Source organism: Tolypothrix sp. PCC 7712, from assembly GCF_025860405.1.
Lineage (GTDB): Bacteria > Cyanobacteriota > Cyanobacteriia > Cyanobacteriales > Nostocaceae > Aulosira > Aulosira diplosiphon.
This window is the reverse complement of record NZ_CP063785.1, coordinates 3,724,569-3,747,399: the sequence shown is the minus strand read 5'-3', so window position 1 is coordinate 3,747,399 and position 22,831 is coordinate 3,724,569. Positions and strand designations below refer to the sequence as shown.

Genomic DNA, 22,831 nt, shown 5'->3' with positions numbered 1-22,831 from the left:
TTTCTGTCAGTCTAGTATCCACTAGCAGAAAATTTATGCTATATTCTATTTTCAGTGATAAAAACCGTGCGGATGTGGCGGAATTGGTATACGCGCACGCTTGAGGTGCGTGTGGCTTTGCCTTGCGAGTTCGAGTCTCGCCATCCGCATTTTTTAGTGGATAGTAAAAAGTCAAAGGTCAATAGTCAAGGGTCAAAAACTTGCGGCTGTTGACCTTTAACTATCGGAGCTAAATCTGGTGTAAGGGGAAAATTTTTGTAGCGCTTTGCCCTTCCCATAGCGTATTTTAAATTCCGCGTAGCGGTACTAGTTTTTTATGCTTTCATAGAAATAGGTGAACTTTTGTAAAGAAAGAAGAACATTGACTGCAACTTTTAGTCCGACAAACAACTTAACACTGCCAGCAGCATGGCATCGCCTGAACCCAATTTGGCAAGGTGGAGAGGACGTAATTAGGAAAAGTTTGCCCCACTCTCAGCTAGCACCAGCTTGGCAATTGCTGCTTTTGGGCGATGGCTCACCTACACGCCATTTAGAGTTACTGACAGGTGAGCCAACGGAAGTTGATGTAATTGATATGTCGTTAATTGGTATGGACTCAGATGCAGCTCCGGATTTAATTCAAGCTGTACCAGGCCCTAGGCTGCGGCGACAGGTTTGGTTACGTACTGCGTCTGGTCAGAGATTGGCATATGCTACTTCTTGGTGGGAAGCCAGCCATATAGATGAGTATTTACAAAACCGTTCTTTACCGATTTGGGCAAGTTTAGCTCGTCTCCGTACAGAGTTGTATCGAGATGTCCAAGGGGTTTACTATGGTTACTCACCTGCTTTAGAGTCTGGTTTTGAGGTGGATGGGCCTTTTTGGGGTCGTCACTATCTGTTTTGGCACCACGGACAGCCTCTAACATTAATTTACGAAGTTTTTTCGCCTTATTTAACTAAATATTTGGGCCCGATGCAGCTAAATTCTAGAGATTAGAAAAAAGCTCAAATTTAATTTGATTTATTGTAAAGTTTTGCTGGGAAGTCTGAAAGCAGAGTTCACCAGATTTAGTATGGCTATGCAGGGAAAAAATCTCAATGGCCGCCTGGTAAAGAGCTTAATTCATCCACCTTTCCTTCCATTTTTGATTTTTTATTCTTTAAGGAAATAATTCTGTGTAGAAACTCAATCAGCCTGGAATAATGGCTGATAATTTTATTTGTGCCTATTCTGTCAGATAACAGGTTATCTAAAACTTATGATTAACTGCTGGGATCAAGTCTGATTGTAGATTCAAGATTCTATTGATTTTTAATATTTATATTTTTGAGGCTGCTAGGATAAAAATCATGATATTTTTTATACCTAGTATCAGGTGTTTAATATCAAGCTACACTAGTAAAATTTAAAATTTTGCTGAAGAGTAAATCATCAATCTCCAATGGTGAGATGCTTTTTCACTTCTATATAAAATAGCTATTTCAATAATAATGAATGATGTACTTTTGATGCTGAAAACATGATATTTGATTTTCCAGCACTCTTGTACTATCCCTAAAGTGTGTGTCAAAAATTAGTTAAATTTTATTTTTAAAAGTCTTAGCTGTATGTTTAAATAAATTACTAGTAAATTCCAAAAGTTGAACATAAAATTTGAAGTGATACTTTATTAGCTAGAAATTTTGCTTTCAAGAGGATATTAAAAATATTTAAATAAGGCTAATACTATAGAGTATGAGTCAAGCTTTACGATGTTGATCTAATGGGTGTCTAGTCTTATTTTTATAGAAATATTACAAAAATACAATTATATATTGACTAGCAAAATATTTATTGAACAAACAAATATATGATTAGAGTTCTGCTAGTAGATGACCAAGAAACTATTCGAGAGTATTTAAGGTCATTGATTGAAAAAGAAACAGATTTAGAAGTAGTAGGAGTTGCAGAGAATGGAAAAGCTGCAATTATAAAAGTCGCTAACTTACATCCAGATGTCGTGCTCATCGATATGGAAATGCCTGAAATGGATGGTATTAATGCGACAAGGATTATTAGTGAAAGATTTCCGAAGACGAAAATTTTGGTATTAAGTGGTTATGACAAGCATCAATATATTAACGCATCGCTCAATGCAGGAGCCTGTGGTTATATATTAAAAGACGCATCCCCAGAAGAACTAAGAGACTCGATTCGCTTGGTTGAGAAAGGCTATACTCAGTTAGCGCCTGGTTTAATTAATAAGATTATTCCTCAGCAACAACTATCTAGTTCTGAAATTTTTGATTTTCAAAAAAGTGCTGCATTGCCGAAGCCAGGAACACTACTCCAAGAAGATACTCCTCTTTTATTAGATGTAATTCAAACAAACGAAGTTTTACCTCATACAACTCGTTGGGTAAAAGTAGGAGGGAAGCTTTTAATTGGATCTGTTGCCACATCGGTGATTTTATCTGCGGTTATTCAATATCAAGTAACTGTCAAGGCACCTGCAACTGTTCGTCCTGCTGGAGAAATACGTTTAGTCCAATCAGCATCAGAAGGAACTGTGAGAAGAATTCTGGTGAGAGAGAATCAGGTGGTAAATAAAGGAGATATTATTGCCACTATTGATGATAGCGAAATCCAAATTAAAAAAAGTCAAGTTCTAGCGAATATCCAGCAGAATGAAATGCAACTAATGCAATTGGATGCTCAAATTCGTGCTGTCGATAGGCAAATAACTGCAGAAACAGAGCGAAATAAAAAGGCGATCGCAGGTGCAACAGCAGAATTGCAACATACAGAAAGAGAATATCAGCAAACTAAAGTTTCATCTAGCGGTCAACTAGACGAAGTTAGGGCAAATATTAAAATTGCTCAAAATGAATTACAAAAAGCAGAATTTGATTTGAAATCAATGCAAGCGAATGTGAAAGCGACAGAAGCAGCATGGAAAGCTGCTAAACTGAAGCGCGATTACTATCTCGGTCTTGCTAAATCTGGATCAATTTCTCACAATCAATTGGAACAGGTGCAACTAGCACTAGAACAGCAGGAACAAACTTTATTATCCCAAAAAGCGGCAGTAGAAGCTCAAAAGCAAGTCATTGAAAGGCAACAACAAGCTGTAGCCGCAGCTACTAGCAAATACAAACCAGCAGTAGCCGCCACCAATCCTAGTAATGCTGTGTTAACAGTTGTAGAAGCAAAAATTGCTCAAGAACGTGCTGCTGGTGATGGAAGTTTGGCAAGCTTGCAGCAAGAAAAAAATGGTCTGCTCCAGCTGAAAATCGAAATTAAAAATATCATTGACAACGGTAAAAAAGAATTAAAACAAATAGATAAACAACAGCAAGCAACTATCATTCGTTCTCCTGATAAAGGTACGATTTTGAAGTTGGAATTGCGAAATCCTCAGCAGTTAGTGAGTGCAGGAGAGGTAATCGCACAAGTTGCTCCTTCTGAGGCTCCTTTGGTGGTTAAAGCTAACGTCAGTGTTGAAGATATTGGTAACGTCAAAGTCTGTAAAGTGCAACCAGTTACAGCTTGCCAAGAAGGTAGAGTACAAATGCGAATTTCCGCTTATCCTTACCCAGATTATGGGATTTTGGCTGGTGCTGTGAGGAGTATCAGTGCCGATGCGATTACCGCTCAAAATAATGCTATAGCTACAACTGCGCCTTACTATGAGGTAACTATAGAACCGGAAAAACTGGATTTAAAAAAAGGCGATCGCTCTTATCCCATTCAACCAGGAATGGAAGTCAAGGCAGAAATTATTGCTCAAAAAGAAAGTTTCTTGACGTTTATGAGCAGAAAAGTACGGATGTTGACTAATTTATAGCTTCTTGGGGATTGGGGGGAATGGCACTAAGATAACGCCAAACCCATTACCTATAAGGCTTTTGGGTGTGGGGTGTGGGGTGTGGGGTGTAGTGAATAAGGAAAATATTTATGTTCGTACTCGATATTTGGTTTTCGCGCATTTCCCCCTACACCCTACACCCTGCCCCCTACACCCTGCCCAGACGAGCTTTCAGCTTTTCTTAGTGCCATTCGGGATTGGGGGTTAGAGATTAGTAAATCGCCGCGATCGCGGCGATGGCACAGTAGAAGCAACTGACTTGCAGCTGTGTCAAGTTAGTTATATCCTCATAACGCTTGGGGTAACAGAGCGACTTTGGTATTGTCCAGCAAAATCAACTAAAGTGTGTTAATAAAATGTGTTAGCAAAGCTAACTAACCAGCAAAACAGTGCTTTTGACATACTGGGAAAAGTTGATCAACAAAGGCTGATAAATGTTCAGGGTGGACAAATTAAGATAATTAGCTGCCCTCAAGAATGTCTCAGCTTTTGGTTTACTTGGCAAATCAAGTAATGAGTTCGCAAGTATGAGGTATGGGTCTCGATGGTACTGCCTAATGTGTCTGTTGCGATGAAGAAAAAAATTAAGAAACCGTCTCTGGTGCTGACGCTTTCGGCTGCTGGGTTGTTAATTGTTGGCGGGAGTGCAGCATACTGGCTATTAACCCAGGGGCAAATATTTTCTAAAGATTTACCAGTAGGTGCAACTATTATTCCTCAAGATGCTCTGTTTGCGGTTTCTCTCACCACAGATCCTAAACAATGGCAGCAATTGCGGCAGTATGGGACAAAAGAAACCCAAGCAGAAATAGATAAAAATTTAGTGAAGTTGCGCGATCGCTTTCTGACTAATAATGGTTATGACTTCCAGAAAGATATTCAGCCTTGGGTAGGTAATGAGGTAACAATCGCCATTCTCGCACCCCAAGCTACTCAACCACCACCAAAGCCAGTTTCTACTAATCCTGAGCCTACTAGCAGTCAGCAGTCAATGGTAATGGTTCTGCCTGTAAAAAACCCAGAACAGGCTCAAAGCCTTTTGGCACAACCTAAAAGCTTAAAACAAGGTAAGTGGATTGACCGCACATATCAAGGTTTCCCTATCAAGCAAACCGATGGACAAACGAGTGGAAACCTCTCAGCTACAGTCTTAGATGGGCGGTACTTGGTAATCGCCGATGATCCCAAAGCTACAGAACGAGCTATTGATGCTTACAAAAATAAAACTTCTTTAGCTACAACAGGTGGATTTGCCGATAATTTTCCCAAAATTGCTAGTTATCAGCCTTTTGCTCAGTTTTATGTCAATGTGCCAACGGCTGCTAGGATAGCTGCAGCTGCGCCAAATCGTCAGTTACCAGCCCAAGTTTTAGCGCAGCTGCAAAATAACCAAGGCTTGGCAGGGACAATTCAATTAGAAGCCCAAGGGATACGTTTAAAAGGTGTTTCTTGGCTGAACCCGAATAGTCAGCGAGTGCTGGCAGTGGAAAATAAGGCTGGGAGAATGCAAAGCATGGTACCAGCAGAAACCTTAATGATGCTTTCTGGCGGTAACTTACAGCGTTTTTGGGCAGACTACGCTTTAACATCCCAAGGAAATCCCCTATCGCCAATCATGCCAGAACAACTGCGAAGTGGAGTGAAGTCCCTAATTAATTTGGATTTGGATCGGGATTTACTGCGGTGGATGAAGGGTGAATTTTCTTTATCAGTTATTCCCAACACCCCAAAAGATAGTTCAACAGCAGATTTTCGCGCTGGATTGCTGTTTATGGTCAAAGCAAGCGATCGCAATTTGGCGGAAGCATCCTTAAAACAGCTCGATGACGTGATGAAAACTCAATACCAATTCACAATCCAACCAGCATCGGTTGCAGGTAAACCCGTTACCAACTGGGTTGCACCTTATGGAACCTTAACTGCTACCCACGGCTGGTTAGATGGAGATGTGGCGTTTTTCATCTTCGGTGCGCCCATTGCCGATAAAATCGTTCCCAAACCTACCAATACATTAGCTAGTACAATTCCTTTCCAACAAACTGTACCCACAGAACCGAACCCAACAAATGGGCAATTTTTCTTAGATGTTGAACAAACAGCGAAAAATTTTCCGCTACCGAATATAATTCCCAATCAACAAACTTGGTTAGGCGCAACCCGTTCCATTGGCGTGACAACTGCTGTTAGTGATAATCGCAGTAGTCGGTATGATATTTTCTTTGCACTCAAAAAGGTGGAGCATTCGTAGGGGATTGGGGACTGGGGAACTCGGGGCCCCCTCTGGGGATAAGGGGTAATGGGGATTGGGGATTAGGGAAAATAACAAACGGCAAACACCCAATACCCAACCCCATTACCAATTACCCAATGCCCCATGCCCCATGCCCAATGCCCCATGCCCTATAACTTTGACTTTTGAAAAACCTATGACCCAATACGCTCTAAGCAGATAGGATCAGAACAGTCAGAAAAAATAATTTTAACGAATCCACTGGGGAGAACACTTTATGAATCTGGTTGTACTCCAGAACTGGCTGGACAATGCCTCCTTTGCTGTCTTATTCCTCACCATGCTGGTGTATTGGGCAGGGGCAGCTTTTCCAAATCTTCCAGCTATGGCCGCTTTGGGGACAGCTGGAATGGCGATCGCTAATTTGTGCATAGCTACTTTATTAGGAGCAAGATGGATAGAAGGTGGTTATTTCCCACTCAGCAATTTGTATGAATCGCTATTTTTCTTGACTTGGGGAATTACCACTATTCATTTAATTGCCGAAAATTCTAGCCGTAGCCGCTTAGTAGGAGTGGTAACTGCCCCTGTGGCTATGGGAATTTCGGCTTTTGCGGCTTTGACATTACCATCGCAAATGCAGGTGTCAGAACCTTTAGTACCTGCGCTGAAATCAAATTGGCTGATGATGCACGTCAGTGTAATGATGTTGAGTTATTCTGCTTTGATGGTGGGTTCCTTGTTAGCGATCGCTTTTCTGATCGTGACTCGTGGTCAAAATATCCAACTACAAGGCAGTTCTGTTGGGACTGGTGGCTATCGCAGCAATGGCTATAAGTTACACAAAGCAGGTGAATTAGTTTCTGAACCGCAAACACCTGCTGTAGAAAATAATGGTTTTGTTCGCTATGAAAGTAATAGCAATGGTAACGGTAAAACTGCTGTTTTAAATTTAGTTACTGCGCCACAATCGCAAACTGTTACATCTACTGAACCCCTATCACCTCAACGTCTTAGCCTTGCGGAAACTTTAGATAATATCAGCTATCGCATCATTGGTTTGGGATTTCCCTTACTGACAATTGGTATTATTGCGGGTGCAGTTTGGGCTAACGAAGCTTGGGGTTCTTACTGGAGTTGGGACCCTAAAGAAACTTGGGCATTAATTACTTGGTTAGTTTTCGCCGCCTATCTTCACGCTAGAATTACTCGCGGTTGGCAAGGTCGTCGTCCCGCGATTTTAGCTGCTAGTGGTTTTGTTGTTGTTTGGGTTTGCTATTTAGGTGTGAATCTTTTGGGTAAAGGTTTACATTCTTACGGTTGGTTTTTCTAAGCAATTTATCCCTTTCTCTGATACTGGAGAAGGGGATAATTAATTTGTAAGCAATCAAAAGCCTAAAGAATTGGAAACAACTCAAGAATTAAATGCAGTTCCAGGAGTAAATAAAATTGCGAATTACAAGCAAAAAAGCAGCTTGATGATTAGCTAAAATTGAGTCAAGCTAACCAAACGAAAGCATCATGACTGCTATTATCATCAACCTTAATAATACATGACTCAAGCCTTACCCAAACCCATAACATACGAAGAGTTTATCGAATGCTATCCCAATGATGGCAAGCGCTACGAGCTACATAAAGGAATAATTGTTGAGATGCCACCCCCAACAGGAAAACATGAAAATGTTACCGGGTTTCTGACAGTGCAAATTGGGTTTCAACTTTTACAGATGGGTTTACCCTATCGCATACCCAAAACAGCATTTGTCAAAACAAGAGATTCTACCTACTCTCCAGACATTATCTTATTAAATCATGAAAATTTGGTCAATGAACCTTTATGGGAGAAGCAATCAACTGTAATTAAACCTGAATCTGTTCCATTAGTGATTGAAGTTGTTAGCACTAATTGGCGCGATGATTATCATGATAAATTTGGAGACTACGAGGAAATGGGTATTCCCGAATACTGGATTTTAGATTATGCTGCTTTAGGTGGTAAAAAATTTATTGGTAATCCTAAAAAGCCTACTATTTTTGTGTGTGAATTAGTAGATGAGGAATATCAAATGACCCCATTTACTGGTAATAACTTAATTGTTTCTCCCACTTTACCCCAACTCAATTTAACCGCCCAGCAAATATTTGATTCGGCTTTGTAATTGTTGGGTTTCACTCCGTACCAGCACGGGGAAGCAAGCTACAACCAACCCTAAGCATCTGTTTCATTCTTTTCTGGAAGTGGTATAATATTTTTTATATAAAGCTTTACCACTTTAAAAAAGAAGCTTCAATCCCCTGTTCTCGCCTAGTTTTACTATCTTTTTCAAACCAAGCTATTACTTGTGATGTTGTTAAATCTTCAATAGCAACACCATATTCTTTGGCAATATGCTTTAAAAGCTTTAGGGATGAAATTGTTAATCTTGTTAAAAATTTTTCTGGAGAAGACAACAAAGCTGCGTCTACTTTTGCTGATTCTTCCAAAGTTAAAAACTGTTCTGATGGTGACTGTGGTGGTAGATTCATAAATAAATTTTTATCAAGAGCGGAGAGACGCGATTAATCGCGTCTGTACAAAAGTAATTTTTTAATTGGTAATTGGTAATTGGTAATTGGTAATTGGTAATTGGTAATGGTTATTTCCCCCAGTCCCCAGTCCCCATTACCCCTTATCCCCAGAGGGGGCCCCGAGTTCCCCAATCCCTAGTCCCCAATCCCTAATCCCCAATCCCTAATCCCTCGCTTTCACCAAATAGCCACAACGATGTTCACCATTGATAATCCAGTGGGTGCGCTCGACTGTGCAATCTGGTAAGACGGCGGCGAACATTTCTAATTCATGACCGCAAATACTGGGGAAGGATTCAGCAACATTGGAGATAGCACATTTATGCTCCATAAAGATGAAGCGATCGCTCTCTAATAATTCTTGAGAATCTAAGGGGTGAAACTCTGCCATAAAACCTTCGGCTTGTCTGAGTTCCACTAATTTGGCTAACCGTTCGGCTAGAGAACCTTGACCTAAGCGATCGCGGTATTCTTGGGCTTTACGCTCCCACTGTTTTTGTAAGATTGATGTGACTTGGTCTTTGCCTACTGTTTCTGCTAAGGTATCCAGCAAGGAAACAGCAAAATCACCATAACTATCACCAAAGCGATCGCTCTGTTGTCGATGTAGGCGATCGCGTCCTCTAGAACTCAGTTGATAAACGTGCTGGGGCCGCCCCATTCCCGCTTGCACTGCGGTGGAATACAAAATTAGCTCTTCCGCCTCCAAATCCTTGAGATGGCGGCGAATCGCTTGGGGGCTAATATCTAAAACTTCGGCTAGCTCAAAAGCGGTTGCTTGTGAGTGTTTCTGGAGATATTCCAGAATGTCTTGCTTGGTTGAGGACTGGTGGGTAGTCGTCATCTTTTTGGGGAGACGCTCTGCAAACGTCCAAAAAATTTCTAGGAAAATTTGACTTAAACAACATTGTTGTTGTTAATTTAGCGTAAAATGAAGATACATTAAACAACATTGTTGTTGTTTTAGTCTCAATTCCTATTGTAGCAGCCGTGTAACCACTCAGTAACGCGAGATGGGAATCGGCTAAAACCAAGCCCGTCTCCGCTCCTAGAGAGAGATCCTAAAGAACACGAGAGATTACTACCGATGAGTGCCACTGTCAAAACCTTAGTCAACCAACCCTACAAGTACGGCTTCGTCACCGATATTGAAGCCGACACTATTCCGCGTGGACTAAACGAGGACATTATCCGCTTAATTTCCGCCAAGAAAGAAGAGCCGGAATTTATGCTGGAGTTTCGCCTCAGAGCGTATCGCCAGTGGCTGAAGATGACAGAACCAACTTGGCCTAATGTCAAGTATCCACCAATAGATTACCAGGATATCATCTACTATTCAGCTCCCAAACAGAAAAAACAGAAGCTGGAAAGTCTGGATGAAGTCGATCCCACCCTGTTAGAAACCTTTGAAAAGTTAGGTATTCCTCTATCTGAGCAAAAGCGCCTCGCCAACGTCGCCGTTGATGCAATTTTTGATAGCGTTTCCGTCGCCACAACCTTTAAGGAAAAGCTAGCTAAAGATGGCGTGATTTTCTGCTCAATTTCTGAAGCATTGCGGGAACATCCAGAACTGATCAAAAAATATCTGGGTAGTGTCGTTCCGGTAGCTGACAATTACTTTGCGGCTCTCAACGCTGCTGTATTTAGCGATGGTTCTTTTGTCTATATTCCTAAAGGCGTAAAATGCCCGATGGAACTGTCTACCTACTTCCGCATCAACTCTGGTGATACAGGACAATTTGAGCGGACATTGATTGTGGCTGAAGAAGGTAGCTATGTTTCCTACCTGGAAGGTTGTACCGCGCCCATGTATGACAGCAATCAACTACACGCTGCTGTGGTAGAACTAGTGGCGCTGGATAACGCCGAAATTAAATACTCCACCGTGCAGAACTGGTACGCTGGCGATGCTAACGGTAAAGGTGGAATTTACAACTTTGTTACCAAGCGCGGTTTGTGTCAGGGTGTCAATTCCAAGATTTCCTGGACTCAGGTAGAAACAGGTTCAGCGATTACTTGGAAGTATCCTAGCTGCGTATTAGTTGGTGATAACTCTGTGGGTGAATTTTACTCGGTGGCGCTGACAAATAATATGCAGCAAGCCGACACAGGTACCAAAATGATTCATGTTGGGAAAAACACTCGCAGCACAATTATTTCTAAAGGAATTTCTGCAGGTAACTCCAGCAATAGCTATCGGGGTTTGGTAAAAGTTAACCCGAAAGCGCAAGGTGCGAGAAATTATTCGCAGTGCGACTCCATGCTGATTGGCGATAATGCCCATGCTAATACTTTCCCCTATATTCAGGTACAAAATAACAGTGCCAAGGTAGAACATGAAGCTTCTACTTCCAAAATTGGGGAAGATCAGCTATTTTACTTTGCCCAAAGGGGCATTTCGGCAGAAGATGCTATTTCGATGATGATTAGCGGCTTCTGCAAGGATGTGTTTAATCAGCTACCAATGGAATTTGCGGTGGAAGCTGATAAATTATTGAGCTTGAAATTAGAAGGTAGTGTTGGTTAATATTCAACCGCACTGAACCGTTGATTACGAACTGAGAGAGAGAAGAGAGAGAGAACATGATTGTGGAAAATAGCGAAGTTGTACTGTCAGTTAAGGATCTGACAGCTACAGTTGATGGGACACCGATTCTGAAGGGTGTAAATCTGGAAGTTCGTGCAGGCGAAATCCATGCGATTATGGGGCCGAACGGTTCTGGAAAGAGTACCTTTTCTAAAGTATTGGCGGGACATCCAGCTTATGAAGTCACTGGTGGCGAGGTAATTTTCCAAGGACAAAATCTGCTGGAATTGGAAGCAGAAGAACGGGCGAGAAGTGGTGTATTTTTAGCGTTTCAATATCCCCTAGAAATTCCCGGTGTCAGCAATTTAGATTTCTTGCGCGTTGCATATAATTCTCGTCGCAAAGCACAGGGTTTAGAAGAACTGGATGCTTTTGATTTTGACGATTTGGTAGAAGAAAAGTTGGAAGTGGTGAAGATGAATCCCTCTTTCCTCAGCCGCAGTGTCAATGAAGGATTTTCTGGTGGTGAGAAGAAGCGCAATGAAATTCTGCAAATGGCGCTACTAGAACCGAAGTTAGCAATTTTGGATGAAACCGATTCTGGTTTAGATATTGATGCGCTAAAAATTGTCGCTGGTGGGGTTAACCATTTAGCTAGTCCCGAAAATGCCACAATTTTGATTACTCACTATCAGCGCTTACTCGACTATATTGTGCCTGACTTTGTGCATGTGATGGCACATGGACGAATTCTTACTACTGGTGGTAAGGAATTGGCGCTAGAGTTAGAGTCTCGCGGTTACGACTGGATTCTGGAAGAAGCTGCGGTTGAGGTGGGTGTGTAATGACTATTCAAGTTTCCCCCAGTTCAATTTCGAGTTTGCTGGATAGAGATGAGTATCTCAGTGGCTTATTAGCACAGGTAACAGCACAACCAGCAGCATGTTGGTTACAAGAAGTTAGCCAAGCTGCTGCGAATGTGGTGCGTCATTCCACTGTTCCCACCTCCCGCGATGAAGAATGGCGCTTTACAGATTTGTCAGCGTTGCGAAAGCTGGAATTCCAGGTAGAGAAGCAATTAATCTCTACAGATATTGCAGCGCTGACTCTACCTGAAGCTGCTAACAGTCGTTTGGTATTTGTTAACGGTGTGTACGCACCAGAATTATCTGCAATTGCAGATTTACCTGCGGGTGTAGTTGTCAATAATTTGACAGCTTTACCTGTGGCTGAACAAGAACGGGTACGGCAGTATTTAGCCCAAAGTGAAGGACAGCAGGAAGTTTTCACCGCTCTGAATACTGCTGGTTTGACTGATGCAGCCGTGGTATTGGTGAAGAAGAATGTAGCAGTTGCAACGCCAATTCACTTGTTATTTATTACAGTTGCAGGGGAAAAAGCAACGATTTCGCAGCCACGTTGTTTGGTGGTAGCGGAAAGCGGTTCGCAGGTGACTTTGGTGGAAGAGTTTACGAACCGCAGAGGCGCAGAGAACGCAGAGGAAGCGGTTTACTTCACCAATGCAGTGACGGAAATTTGGCTAGCTGAGAATGCCGAAGTCAGTCACACAAGAGTTGAGCGTGAAAGTACAGAGGCTTTCCATATTGGTAAAACTGCGATCGCACAAGCTCGTGATAGTCGCTATAGCTGTCATGCTATTAGCTTTGGTGGCAAGCTGTCACGCCATAATTTAGAGATTTTGCAAACTGGTGAACAAACTCAAACCACCCTCAACGGGTTGACGGTAATATTTGGCAATCAGTTAGCTGATACTCACAGTGCGATCGCCCTCAATCATCCCTATGGTACAAGTAAGCAATTGCACAAATGTATTGTAGGCGATCGCGCCCATGCTGTATTTAATGGCAAGGTTTTTGTGCCCAAACCAGCACAGCTCACAGATGCCGCACAATTAAATCGGAATTTGCTACTATCATCCAAAGCGAGAGTTGATACCAAACCCCAACTAGAAATTACTGCAGATAACGTCAAATGCGCTCACGGTGCTACCGTTAGCCAGTTAGAAGATGATGAAATATTTTATCTGCAAAGTCGGGGCATTGATGAAAACGCCGCCCGAAATTTGTTAATTAACGCTTTTGCTGCTGAAATCATTAATCAAATACCAGTTCCCTCTCTTAGGGAAAGTCTGTTAAACACAGTCAAGAGTCTTAAGACATCTAATGACTAAGGACAAATGACAAAGGACAAATGACAAATCATTAATTACCAATGACTTTTACTTCTACCAAAACCTTAGCCGATCAAGTACGTATTGACTTCCCTATCTTGCGTCAGGTAGTCAATGGTAAACCCTTAGTTTACCTGGATAATGCTGCTACTTCTCAAAAACCTCTGCCAGTATTAAATACCCTGCGAGATTATTACGAGCAGTATAATGCCAACGTCCATCGGGGTGCCCATATTCTCAGTGCTAAAGCTACCGATGCTTATGAAGGTGCTAGAGATAAAGTAGCCAAATTTATCAATGCTGCATCGCGTCAAGAAATTGTCTACACCCGCAACGCGAGTGAAGCGATTAATTTGGTAGCTTATAGCTGGGGAATGAACAATTTGCAGCCAGGAGATGAAATTATTCTCTCGGTGATGGAACACCACAGTAATATTGTTCCTTGGCAATTTGTGGCACAAAAAACGGGTGCGGTACTCAAGTTTGTCGAACTAACACCAGAAGAAACCTTTGATTTAGAACAATTTAAATCACTGATTTCCGAAAAAACAAAATTGGTGTCAGTGGTTCATGTTTCTAATACCTTGGGTTGTATTAATCCAGTCCAAGAAATAGCTACGATTGCTCACAGATACGGCGCGAAATTCTTAATGGATGCTTGCCAAAGTGTCCCCCATATGCCCATTGATGTACAAGAAATAGACTGTGATTGGTTAGTAGCCTCCGGTCATAAAATGTGTGCCCCAACTGGCATAGGATTCTTATATGGCAAGTTAGAATTACTAGAATCTATGCCACCATTTTTCGGTGGTGGTGAGATGATTGCAGAAGTCTATTTAGACCATTCTACCTATGCAGAATTACCCCATAAATTTGAAGCGGGTACACCTGCAATTGGCGAAGCGATCGCTCTTGGTGCAGCTATAGATTATCTTACTAGTATTGGTATGGATAAAATCCATGCCTATGAAGCCGAATTAACAGCTTATTTGTTCCAACAATTAGAACAAATTCCCCAAGTGCGGATTTACGGCCCCAAGCCAGATGCTAAAGGAGAAGGGAGAGCCGCTTTAGCATCGTTTACAACTTCCGAAGTCCACGCCAACGACTTATCTACATTATTAGATCAAGAAGGCGTAGCCATCCGTGCTGGACATCATTGCACTCAACCATTACACCGCTACTTAAATATTGCGGGAACTGCACGGGCAAGTTTATCTTTCTACAATACCCGTGAAGAAATTGATATTTTCATCAAGGCGTTGAAGGACACTCTGGAATTTTTTGCGGGAATCTTCGGCTAAAAATCGTCAATATTTTCAAATTAATTGTGTCAACTATTAGCTATATATGAGGCTAATAATTGGCACAATTTAATTTTTAATGGGTTTAAATACCTTGAATTGTTGACGGTGCGTTGCGCTGCGCGACAACACACCCTACATTTAAATTAATAATTGGGAAGATTTACAGGAGTAAATTCAATGTCATACAGTGACTTTACTTTAGATAAAGTTAGAAAAGCTTTTAACTTAACTATTGCTGATAAAATTAATATATTTGCATCTGTGCCTGAAATTATCTGTCCGCCATTACTCGCAGAAATATTACAGGAAAATATACCTTTAGCTCTTGCTAGTAATACAGAGAAATCTCGTTCTGAGATGATTATTGCGCCTATCTTAATTGCTATTAGAAAATATTTAAATAATCAAATCAGTTTATTTTCAGGTATAGATTTTACTGTCGAAACATCACAAGGATTAAATGGTAATTGTGATTTTATTATTAGCCGTTCCCCAGAATTATTAATTGTTAATGCTCCAGTGATAACGATTGTAGAAGCTAAAAAAGAAAATCTCAATGCTGGTTTAGGTCAGTGTGTTGCAGAAATGATAGCAGCTAAATTGTTTAACGAACGTGAGGGAAACAATATTCAAACAATTTATGGAACTGTTACTACTGGAACTAACTGGAAGTTTTTAAAGCTTCTGGGACAAATGGTAGAGATTGATTTGAATGAATATTATATTAATGATATAGGTAAAATTTTAGGAATTTTATCTAGCATTCTGACAGAAGAATTATTGTAATATGCTGGTCAAGTCTACACCTGCCGAACAAAGAACAGTGCTATATAACATTAGCTGGGATACCTTTGAAGCCTTACTCAGAGATACAGGAGAGGACAGAGGCTCTAGATTTGCTTATGACTGTGGCACTTTAGAAATTATGACTCCACTTTTTGAACATGAAAATCCCAAAATTCAATTTGATCGCTTGATTTTGATTTTAGCAGAAGAATTGTCAATCGAAATTAAAAGTGCTGGCTCTACAACATTGAAACAACGAATAGCAAAACGAGGTATAGAACCAGATAATTGCTACTATATACAAACTGAATCGCAAGTGAGGGGCAAAGAGAAATTAAATTTAGAAACCGATCCACCGCCTGACTTAGCAATTGAGATTGATATTACTCATAGTTCAGTGAATAAATTTGGGATTTACTCAGTACTGGGTGTTCAGGAATTATGGAGATATAACGGGCAAGATTTAAAATTTTATCAATTGTTAGAAGGGCAATATGTTGAGTGTGAATTTAGTATTGCTTTTCCTTTAGTATCAGTAAGCGACATCAGCAGCTTTATTCAGCGAAGTAAAAGCATGGGAGAAATTGCTTTGTTGAAATCATTCCGAAATTGGGTAAAAGACAAGATTAAGTAGATAGTGTGATTTTTGCTGTCAACATCACACTCAAACATGAAAGACTTAAAAATATCATTAGTTAATAATCATACATTAATACACTTCATTTATATGTTCACCTAGGTTAAGTAATTACAGCTTACTGTTAACTATTACAGGTGCGTTAGCCTACGGCATAACACACCCTACAAAAAAACTGAGAATTTATGGTGTTGGGTTTCATACTTCTCCTATCGGAGACGCTAGGCGAACAGCCTTCTTTGACTATTTTTTTTCGCCTAACTATTCAGAAACTCCACAAAAACTGATAGCGTCAAACAAAGAAAGAAATTATTGTGGATGTGACAGCTTGAAAACGCGATCTAATTATTGGCAACTGCTACCTTATATCCGAACCCAGTGGCAAACCATCACCAAAGGATTTATCGGCATTATCGGATATGTGCTGGCGACATTAACACTCATCAATCTCGCGGGTAAATTGGCAACGCCCTTTGGAGAGGGTAATGTAGTAGCGATCGCACAACTAGCTGGCATCTGTGCTGTAGTATTTCTGGTACGTGGCTTTTTTCAGTCTGTGCAAGATATCTACATGGCGCAAGCTGCTTTAAGAGTAGCGTTTCTTCTCCGTAAGCAAGTTTACGGACATCTGCAAAAACTTAACCTCAGCTATTTTGAAACCGCCAAAGCAGGTGATTTATCTTACCGCTTGACTGAGGATATTGACAGGATTGGGGAAGTAGTCAATAAAATATTTCACGATTTAATCCCCTGTGTGTTGCAATTGCTGGCAATTCCCATCTATATGATTTACTTGAATTGGCAGCTCACCCTCGCAACGGTGATTGTAGCCCCATTAATGGGGATTTTGATTGGTTGGTTTGGCGAAAGGTTACAAAAATATTCTCGTCGCAGTCAAAATCGGGTTTCTAGTTTATCGGCTATCCTCACAGAAGTATTTAGTGGGATTCGGTTAGTCCAAGCTTTTGCCGCCGAAACCTACGAAATGGTGCGGTTTAGCCATGAAGCAGAACACAGCCTCAAAGCTAAATATTCAGCCGAACGCCTCAAAGCCATTCAAATCCCCATTATCGGCTTCCTCGAAGCTTTAAGTGCTTTATCATTATTGTTAGTGGGAGGATGGCAAATCTCGCAACGCAACTTAACTGTAGGCGAGTTTTTCAGCTACCTCACAGCAGCAGCATTGTTAATTGACCCCATCGGTCATACTACTAATAATTACAACGAATTTAAGCAGGGCGAGGCATCCATTGACCGAGTTTTTGAATTATTAGCAATTCAACCCACAGTTTTAGAAAAGCCGAATGCGATCGCCCTCCCACCTGTGCAAGGCAAGGTAGAATATCGCCATGTTTCCTTTGCCTACAAAGCAGGTGAATCTGTCTTAAAAAATATTAATTTATTAGCATTACCAGGAGAAGCGATCGCCCTTGTGGGTGCTTCTGGTGCTGGTAAAACCACATTTGTAAATCTGCTACCCCGCTTCTACGATCCGGAATCTGGGCAAATATTGATTGATGATGTCGATATTCGCGATGTCACGCTTTATAGCCTGCGGCGACAAATTGGCATTGTTCCCCAAGAAACTATCATGTTTTCTGGCACAATTGCTCAAAATATTGCCTTTGGGCAAGATTCCTTTGCAATATCAGAAGTGGAAGCCGCAGCGAAAATTGCTAATGCCCACAATTTTATTACCCAGCTACCAGAAGGTTATGATACTTTGGTTGGTGAGCGTGGAGTAAATTTATCAGGGGGACAAAGACAAAGAATTGCGATCGCCCGTGCTGTGCTCCTTAACCCGCAAATTTTGATACTAGATGAAGCCACATCAGCCTTAGATTCAGAGTCAGAAGCCTTGGTACAGGAAGCTTTAGAAAGGCTGATGAAAGGTCGCACTGTATTTATTATTGCTCATAGATTAAGTACAGTAAAAAGATGCGATCGCATTTTAGTACTTGAACAAGGACAAATTGTCGAATCTGGAACCCACGAGGAACTTTTGGCATTTCAACGCCGCTATGCAAGATTTTATGCTCAACAGTTTAGTTAATGATATGTGAGTTGGGGCGATCGCATCATTTATGATTGGCCACTGCTGAAGTACAGTGAAAAGATGCGATCGCGTAGCATCAAACCAAATCACTCATCTATTTTTTGTACACTCTGATTAACGGTGTCACCTTTGGTTTTTCGGGATTAGTCAGGTTTAATCTATAAGCCGTGTTTAATATATCTCCTGATTCATCACCTTTGACTGTAACTATATAAGTTGCTGGTTGCTTGGGATGTTTTTCAAGTTTTCCAATCACCTTGTCTTGAATAATCGACACATCTCTTAATCTTTCCGGTAGCCGAGCATGAGGTTTCCAAAGACATAAAACCCCTTTAGAATTGGGAAATTTTAGTAATTGTAGAACGTATTTTTGATTATTAACTTGAAACTGAGATGTTGATAATACTCTAGCTTGATTCCGTTGTGGTATTTGCCGCAATACTTCTTGTGTTCTTACATGATAGCGGCAGTTTCTATCAATAATGGGTTCCCCAGCAAGTGCAGATGTTGATAATGTGGATATACTGACACTGTAAAAACTTAAACTTGTTAAAGCCAAAGCAGTGACCTTATAAAAATTCAGCATAGTTTATAGTTTAAATTCTCAGTTTAGATATCAACGACTGTGTAAAAAATTACTAAATCATGAGCGAAGTAAAGCTCCTGAAAGGAACTTTACCTCCAAAGCTAAGTAATCAATTTTAATTTAAATTCCTTCTCCTAATTTTCTCTACTCAATTTAGCTGCTGAGAGAAACGGCTGGAGTCATCATTTGTTTTTGCTGTTCTTGTATCCAACCTTCAAACAGTTCATTGAGCAGCCGTGCTTTCATTGGTTCATCTAGTTGTGCTGGGATAAATTTCTCTAACTGCACAATCACAAACCATTCAGCGATGCGAGTCGGGGGTAAAACTTGCCCTGGTTGATTGTTAGCCAGTAATTGCGCCATTGCTGGATGGAGTTGGTTGAGTTCAATTGGCCCAACTAATCCGCCTGTTTGCGCCTCTGGGCCTTTAGAATATTCTCGTGCTACATCTGCAAAGGATTGCTCTTTGGCTTGAATGCGGAAGTAGAGTTCTTGAGCGATTCCCATATCTTGGGTGCGTAGCAAAGAATAAATTACTTTATCCAGTTTTGCTTTCGACTGGAAAAAATACGCTTCTAGCTTTTTACCCCAAGTTTCTTGCTTAAATTTTTCTACTTTCAGCTTCCGCACCGTCAAATCTGCTAGTTGCTTTGGACTCAATCCCTGATATTCCATCCATGCTTTGACATCGGCTTCGGATGTTAACTGTCTTTCAGCGAAAAACTGTTGTTGAGCAGCAGCGATTTCTTCCGGGGTACAATCTATGGATGCGATCGCATCATCGATAATTAATTCCCTTCGCAACTGTGGCAGCATTTGATAGCCTGCCAGTAAGGGAATTAGTTCGTCATTCGTGATTGTACGGTTACCAATTCTTAGTACTTCAGTCATTAGCTTTTATATATATCAAAATATATGTTTTGTAGAATTTTACACTCTTTGGTTGTATATACTGTTCAACCAGACCCTACATAAATCATGCTAAAGGCATTTTACTAGTAATCCTTTATACTATTTTGAGTTAGATAGTCATGTTTTCTAGGTCTGGAACAACCTTTTGGTAAAGATTGTTAATCTCAAACCCAAAACTGGCTATCAGTTGCCCCTCTGTTATACCCAATACAATTCTAATTTCAAAAATATGCAGCCTATTATGAAGTTTAGGCGAAGATAATACCAAGGTTACTAGGCAAGCACAAGTGCAGTATAGTCAGCAACTTTGCACCTTAACTAATAATGTAAAACACATCTAAATAGACAGCGCAAATCCAGCAAGCATTTCCACCTACTACAATCTTTGCTGTACAGAGTTTTTGACTTTCTTCAGTTAAAAATTTTTAAGGTAAAATTGCCAGTCTTTATATATGGTGAGAGCGATCGCCTTTTAGCCTTAATATAGTTCATACCAAGCAATAATTTCTCAAATTTGGGCTATAAAGACTCTAAATAGCTCAAAAGATCTGCCATTTCTTGGGCACTAGGCTGAAACTTTGGCATCGGTGGTGTTTCACCACTAATCACTTGGCGAATCAGTCCATAACGCGACTTATGCTTGGATACACCTTGCAAGCTGGGGCCTACTCGCCCATCGGCTTGCCAGCCATGACAACCAGCACAATTGATTTGAAAAATAGCGTTACCTTGAACTGGATCTCCAGTTAAGGATAGAACATTTTTCACATAAGGATCGGAAGCTTGCACCATCTGAACACCAAAAATGCCCAAAGTGATTGCTAGCATTACGGCAAGAGCCAGCAAAGCGATCCTCTGAATTAAATTTTCAGGTTTGGTAATCTGGTTATCCAAAAGGTTTGTTGTGAAAGTTGTAGGTGTGCTAAGAATTTTTCATTTCCTACACATAGCTTAAAAGTTCTTGATGCTCACTGCAAGCATGAATGCCAGTTTTACTTTGATGATTCATTCTCCAAAAATGCTGTAGAGAGCGGCATTCATCCCGAATTTGGTAAAATCAAAAACAGGAAACAAATGTTTAATAATTGCAAAGAGGAGATTTACAGTGGTTGAACCCCTGCTCTCAGGTATCGTCCTTGGTCTAATTGTGGTTACACTCTCTGGTCTGTTTTACGCTGCCTACAAGCAATACAAGCGTCCCACTGAACTGGGAGGTTAGGGATTAGGGACTGGGGACTGGGTAATTAGTGATAGGTAATGGGAATTTCTCGTTTTCCCCCTTGTCCCCTTGTCCCCTTCCCCTGAATCACTCGATCATCCTATAAAACGTCAAAGCAGTATTTCCATAGACTTTCTGGCGGCAAATTTCCCAGTTAGCAATGACTGGTGGAGTCCAATCTTGGGCACTATGTTCAGCCGCAATTTCGCCTTCAGCATCTAAAAGCTGGTAGTTTGCGATCGCTTCTAAAACTGGTTGATATAATCCGCTAGCATAGGGCGGATCAAAATAAATTCTGTCAAATTTTTGGTCTGATAAGGTTTTTAACTGTTGGAGTACATTTCCCCGCAACAATTTCCATTCTTGGTCAGCACTCGCTACTCGCTGCCAATTCTGTTGAATGATGTTACAGGCGCGGCTCGATTGTTCAATACCGACTACTAAGCTGGCTCCTCTACACAAAGCCTCTGCGCCCATTGAACCGCTACCAGCACACAAATCTAGCCAACGACACCCAAATATTCTTTCCTGCCAAATATTAAAGACAGCCTCTCGTACCCGCGCACTAGTAGGTCTGGTATCTTTACCAGGTAAAGTTTTTAACTGACGATTTCCGTAAATTCTCAGAGCCATTAGTCATTAGTTATGAGCCATTAGTCATTGTTCATCGATCATTAGTCATTGCACAAAGACAAATGACAAAGAACAAATAACAACTGACAGACAACTAAATTGTATTATGCTGCTACTTGTTCGCGGACTTGAGCAACAAAATTAGATAGGATTTGCAATCCAATATTAGATGATTTTTCCGGGTGAAATTGCACTGCCATCAGATTATCACGAGCGATCGCAGCTGTAACTCTTTGCGTCCCGTGGGTAACTGTTGCTGCGCTAATTTGCGGATCTGTTGGTTCAACATAGTAAGAATGAACAAAATAAACCCAAGGATTCGCAGGCAAATGCTCCCACATAATACTTTTTGGCTGAGTTATTTCCAGCTGATTCCAACCCATGTGAGGAATTGTAATTTCTGGTTCTGGACGAAACCTTTTAACTGTTCCTTTGACAATTCCGAGTCCTCGTTGTGTACCTTCGGCACTCGATTCAAACAGAATTTGCAATCCCAAACAGATACCCAAAAAAGGTTTACCTGATGCGATCGTATCTTTAATAGGTTGTTCTAAACCACGGGCACGCAGGTGTTGCATGGCTGGATCAAATGCTCCAACTCCTGGCAAAACTACTGCATCTGCTTGTTCTAATTCCTTAAAAGAATGAGTGATTTTAGGAGTTGCTCCAGCTTTTTCCAAGCCTTTGCAAACTGAATGTAAATTTCCCATATCATAATCTACGACCGCAATCACTGGCATTGACCTGCTCCTTGTAAATTTATTATGGAGAGTAATTCTATTTTAAATAATATTTCTTATGAAGAAAAGATTTCTATTAACTTCTTTTGACACTTGGCTCGCAGATCAACAGTCAAATTCTTCCGATGATTTATTACTTGAAGTCACCAAACTAGAAACACTACCTCATCATTTGACTTATTTACGTCATTTACCTGTAGATGTGCAGCTTGCTAGTAATGTTGTAATTCAAAAAATCAATGAACTCCAACCGGATTGTATTATCTGCTGTGGAATGGCTGCAAGTCGAATGCAATTAACTGTAGAAGTTTGTGCAACTAGTGCAGAAAGTGTTTTGCAAACAGGTGTGGATATAAAACAATTAATTTCTGGAGCAAGGGGAATTGAGATTAGTCACGACTGCGGTAAATTTGTCTGCGAAGGTCTTTATTATTCAGTATTGGATCATTTACACCAATCCCAACTGCAGGCAAATTGCATTTTTGTCCATGTTCCAGTTTTAAATCACGAAAATTTGGTAAACATTGTTGCAGATTTCGTATTAATTATTAACAAACTGGCACTTTCATAAATTTGCCCGCGTCTTTATGGAGGAAAAAATAG

General features: G+C 40.8%; 22 protein-coding genes and 1 tRNA gene. 16 read left to right on the top strand and 7 right to left on the bottom strand.

The genetic code is table 11. The features are described from left to right. Nucleotides 1–68: 68 nt before the first annotated feature. The 7 genes from HGR01_RS15510 to HGR01_RS15480 all read left to right on the top strand — a co-directional run bounded on the left by HGR01_RS15510 (nt 69) and on the right by HGR01_RS15480 (nt 8,225). Nucleotides 69–149: transfer RNA gene (locus HGR01_RS15510), tRNA-Leu, on the top strand. A gap of 212 nt (nt 150–361) precedes the next feature. Next, nucleotides 362–982 (top strand): chorismate lyase, encoded by a 621-nt coding sequence (locus HGR01_RS15505; protein ID WP_045874395.1) that lies wholly within the window; start codon nt 362–364, stop codon nt 980–982. Between the two features lie 853 nt (nt 983–1,835). Then, entirely contained in the window at nt 1,836–3,812 is a 1,977-nt protein-coding gene (locus tag HGR01_RS15500; protein ID WP_081584159.1) for a response regulator, read from the top strand. Nucleotides 3,813–4,377: 565 nt separating this feature from the next. Next, nucleotides 4,378–6,081 carry a DUF3352 domain-containing protein gene (locus HGR01_RS15495; protein ID WP_194007739.1) on the top strand — a complete coding sequence of 568 codons (1,704 nt, stop codon included), beginning with the start codon at nt 4,378–4,380 and terminating at the stop codon, nt 6,079–6,081. A 55-nt stretch (nt 6,082–6,136) separates the two neighbouring features. Continuing rightward, nucleotides 6,137–6,286 (top strand): hypothetical protein, encoded by a 150-nt coding sequence (locus HGR01_RS15490; protein WP_155539657.1) that lies wholly within the window; start codon nt 6,137–6,139, stop codon nt 6,284–6,286. A 54-nt stretch (nt 6,287–6,340) separates the two neighbouring features. After that, nucleotides 6,341–7,396 (top strand): c-type cytochrome biogenesis protein CcsB, encoded by a 1,056-nt coding sequence (ccsB, locus tag HGR01_RS15485; RefSeq protein WP_045874396.1) that lies wholly within the window; start codon nt 6,341–6,343, stop codon nt 7,394–7,396. A gap of 220 nt (nt 7,397–7,616) precedes the next feature. Then, the gene (locus tag HGR01_RS15480) at nt 7,617–8,225 is read left to right on the top strand and encodes a Uma2 family endonuclease (RefSeq protein WP_045874397.1); all 609 of its coding nucleotides are present in this window, start codon (nt 7,617–7,619) and stop codon (nt 8,223–8,225) included. Nucleotides 8,226–8,331: 106 nt separating this feature from the next. Here HGR01_RS15480 and HGR01_RS15475 read toward each other — a convergent pair whose 3' ends face one another. Beyond that, nucleotides 8,332–8,592 carry a hypothetical protein gene (locus HGR01_RS15475; protein ID WP_045874398.1) on the bottom strand — a complete coding sequence of 87 codons (261 nt, stop codon included), beginning with the start codon at nt 8,590–8,592 and terminating at the stop codon, nt 8,332–8,334. A 205-nt stretch (nt 8,593–8,797) separates the two neighbouring features. After that, entirely contained in the window at nt 8,798–9,478 is a 681-nt protein-coding gene (gene sufR, locus HGR01_RS15470; protein ID WP_045874399.1) for an iron-sulfur cluster biosynthesis transcriptional regulator SufR, read from the bottom strand. A gap of 243 nt (nt 9,479–9,721) precedes the next feature. On the opposite strand from sufR, the gene sufB reads away from it, so the two are divergent. The 7 genes from sufB to HGR01_RS15435 all read left to right on the top strand — a co-directional run bounded on the left by sufB (nt 9,722) and on the right by HGR01_RS15435 (nt 18,135). After that, a complete protein-coding gene (sufB, locus tag HGR01_RS15465; RefSeq protein WP_045874400.1) occupies nt 9,722–11,161 on the top strand; it encodes a Fe-S cluster assembly protein SufB in 1,440 nt (479 codons plus the stop codon). Between the two features lie 56 nt (nt 11,162–11,217). Then, nucleotides 11,218–12,006, top strand: coding sequence for a Fe-S cluster assembly ATPase SufC (gene sufC / locus HGR01_RS15460; protein ID WP_045874401.1), 789 nt, complete (start codon nt 11,218–11,220; stop codon nt 12,004–12,006). After that, entirely contained in the window at nt 12,006–13,352 is a 1,347-nt protein-coding gene (sufD, locus tag HGR01_RS15455) for a Fe-S cluster assembly protein SufD (RefSeq protein ID WP_045874402.1), read from the top strand. The genes sufC and sufD overlap by 1 nt, the downstream gene beginning before the upstream one ends. Nucleotides 13,353–13,393: 41 nt before the next feature. After that, on the top strand, nt 13,394–14,656 hold the full coding sequence (locus HGR01_RS15450; protein ID WP_045874403.1) for a cysteine desulfurase: 1,263 nt from the start codon (nt 13,394–13,396) through the stop codon (nt 14,654–14,656). Between the two features lie 180 nt (nt 14,657–14,836). Further along, complete coding sequence (locus HGR01_RS15445) at nt 14,837–15,445, top strand: hypothetical protein (RefSeq protein WP_045874404.1); 609 nt, start codon at nt 14,837–14,839, stop codon at nt 15,443–15,445. A gap of 1 nt (nt 15,446) precedes the next feature. After that, a complete protein-coding gene (locus HGR01_RS15440; protein WP_045874405.1) occupies nt 15,447–16,079 on the top strand; it encodes a Uma2 family endonuclease in 633 nt (210 codons plus the stop codon). Nucleotides 16,080–16,410: 331 nt separating this feature from the next. Then, complete coding sequence (locus tag HGR01_RS15435; protein ID WP_045874406.1) at nt 16,411–18,135, top strand: ABC transporter ATP-binding protein; 1,725 nt, start codon at nt 16,411–16,413, stop codon at nt 18,133–18,135. Between the two features lie 97 nt (nt 18,136–18,232). Here the strand turns inward: HGR01_RS15435 and HGR01_RS15430 are convergent, their stop codons facing one another. The 3 genes from HGR01_RS15430 to HGR01_RS15420 all read right to left on the bottom strand — a co-directional run bounded on the left by HGR01_RS15430 (nt 18,233) and on the right by HGR01_RS15420 (nt 20,530). Then, nucleotides 18,233–18,724, bottom strand: coding sequence for a hypothetical protein (locus tag HGR01_RS15430; RefSeq protein WP_045874407.1), 492 nt, complete (start codon nt 18,722–18,724; stop codon nt 18,233–18,235). A gap of 153 nt (nt 18,725–18,877) precedes the next feature. Continuing rightward, the gene (locus HGR01_RS15425; RefSeq protein WP_045874408.1) at nt 18,878–19,615 is read right to left on the bottom strand and encodes a peptidylprolyl isomerase; all 738 of its coding nucleotides are present in this window, start codon (nt 19,613–19,615) and stop codon (nt 18,878–18,880) included. 540 nt (nt 19,616–20,155) lie between these two features. Beyond that, the gene (locus HGR01_RS15420; protein ID WP_045874409.1) at nt 20,156–20,530 is read right to left on the bottom strand and encodes a c-type cytochrome; all 375 of its coding nucleotides are present in this window, start codon (nt 20,528–20,530) and stop codon (nt 20,156–20,158) included. 211 nt (nt 20,531–20,741) lie between these two features. Here HGR01_RS15420 and petG point away from each other — a divergent pair, with 211 nt between their 5' ends. Next, on the top strand, nt 20,742–20,855 hold the full coding sequence (gene petG / locus HGR01_RS15415) for a cytochrome b6-f complex subunit V (protein WP_071989488.1): 114 nt from the start codon (nt 20,742–20,744) through the stop codon (nt 20,853–20,855). Nucleotides 20,856–20,942: 87 nt separating this feature from the next. Here the strand turns inward: petG and rsmD are convergent, their stop codons facing one another. Both rsmD and hisH read right to left on the bottom strand, forming a co-directional pair. After that, entirely contained in the window at nt 20,943–21,488 is a 546-nt protein-coding gene (gene rsmD / locus HGR01_RS15410; protein WP_045874410.1) for a 16S rRNA (guanine(966)-N(2))-methyltransferase RsmD, read from the bottom strand. Between the two features lie 104 nt (nt 21,489–21,592). Then, entirely contained in the window at nt 21,593–22,228 is a 636-nt protein-coding gene (gene hisH, locus HGR01_RS15405) for an imidazole glycerol phosphate synthase subunit HisH (protein ID WP_045874411.1), read from the bottom strand. 58 nt (nt 22,229–22,286) lie between these two features. On the opposite strand from hisH, the gene HGR01_RS15400 reads away from it, so the two are divergent. After that, nucleotides 22,287–22,799, top strand: a complete 513-nt coding sequence (locus HGR01_RS15400) for a peptidase C15 (protein ID WP_045874412.1) — start codon at nt 22,287–22,289, stop codon at nt 22,797–22,799. Nucleotides 22,800–22,831 lie beyond the last annotated feature (32 nt).

Excerpts from the sequence above, each read along its gene's own strand:
- HGR01_RS15500 (WP_081584159.1), top strand. The coding sequence starts at position 1,836 with ATGATTAGAGTTCTGCTAGTAGATGACCAAGAAACTATTCGAGAGTAT.
- HGR01_RS15495 (WP_194007739.1), top strand. The coding sequence starts at position 4,378 with ATGGTACTGCCTAATGTGTCTGTTGCGATGAAGAAAAAAATTAAGAAA.
- ccsB (WP_045874396.1), top strand. The coding sequence starts at position 6,341 with ATGAATCTGGTTGTACTCCAGAACTGGCTGGACAATGCCTCCTTTGCT.
- HGR01_RS15480 (WP_045874397.1), top strand. The coding sequence starts at position 7,617 with ATGACTCAAGCCTTACCCAAACCCATAACATACGAAGAGTTTATCGAA.
- HGR01_RS15475 (WP_045874398.1), bottom strand. The coding sequence starts at position 8,592 with ATGAATCTACCACCACAGTCACCATCAGAACAGTTTTTAACTTTGGAA.
- sufR (WP_045874399.1), bottom strand. The coding sequence starts at position 9,478 with ATGACGACTACCCACCAGTCCTCAACCAAGCAAGACATTCTGGAATAT.
- sufB (WP_045874400.1), top strand. The coding sequence starts at position 9,722 with ATGAGTGCCACTGTCAAAACCTTAGTCAACCAACCCTACAAGTACGGC.
- sufC (WP_045874401.1), top strand. The coding sequence starts at position 11,218 with ATGATTGTGGAAAATAGCGAAGTTGTACTGTCAGTTAAGGATCTGACA.
- sufD (WP_045874402.1), top strand. The coding sequence starts at position 12,006 with ATGACTATTCAAGTTTCCCCCAGTTCAATTTCGAGTTTGCTGGATAGA.
- HGR01_RS15450 (WP_045874403.1), top strand. The coding sequence starts at position 13,394 with ATGACTTTTACTTCTACCAAAACCTTAGCCGATCAAGTACGTATTGAC.
- HGR01_RS15445 (WP_045874404.1), top strand. The coding sequence starts at position 14,837 with ATGTCATACAGTGACTTTACTTTAGATAAAGTTAGAAAAGCTTTTAAC.
- HGR01_RS15440 (WP_045874405.1), top strand. The coding sequence starts at position 15,447 with ATGCTGGTCAAGTCTACACCTGCCGAACAAAGAACAGTGCTATATAAC.
- HGR01_RS15430 (WP_045874407.1), bottom strand. The coding sequence starts at position 18,724 with ATGCTGAATTTTTATAAGGTCACTGCTTTGGCTTTAACAAGTTTAAGT.
- HGR01_RS15425 (WP_045874408.1), bottom strand. The coding sequence starts at position 19,615 with ATGACTGAAGTACTAAGAATTGGTAACCGTACAATCACGAATGACGAA.
- rsmD (WP_045874410.1), bottom strand. The coding sequence starts at position 21,488 with ATGGCTCTGAGAATTTACGGAAATCGTCAGTTAAAAACTTTACCTGGT.
- hisH (WP_045874411.1), bottom strand. The coding sequence starts at position 22,228 with ATGCCAGTGATTGCGGTCGTAGATTATGATATGGGAAATTTACATTCA.
- HGR01_RS15400 (WP_045874412.1), top strand. The coding sequence starts at position 22,287 with ATGAAGAAAAGATTTCTATTAACTTCTTTTGACACTTGGCTCGCAGAT.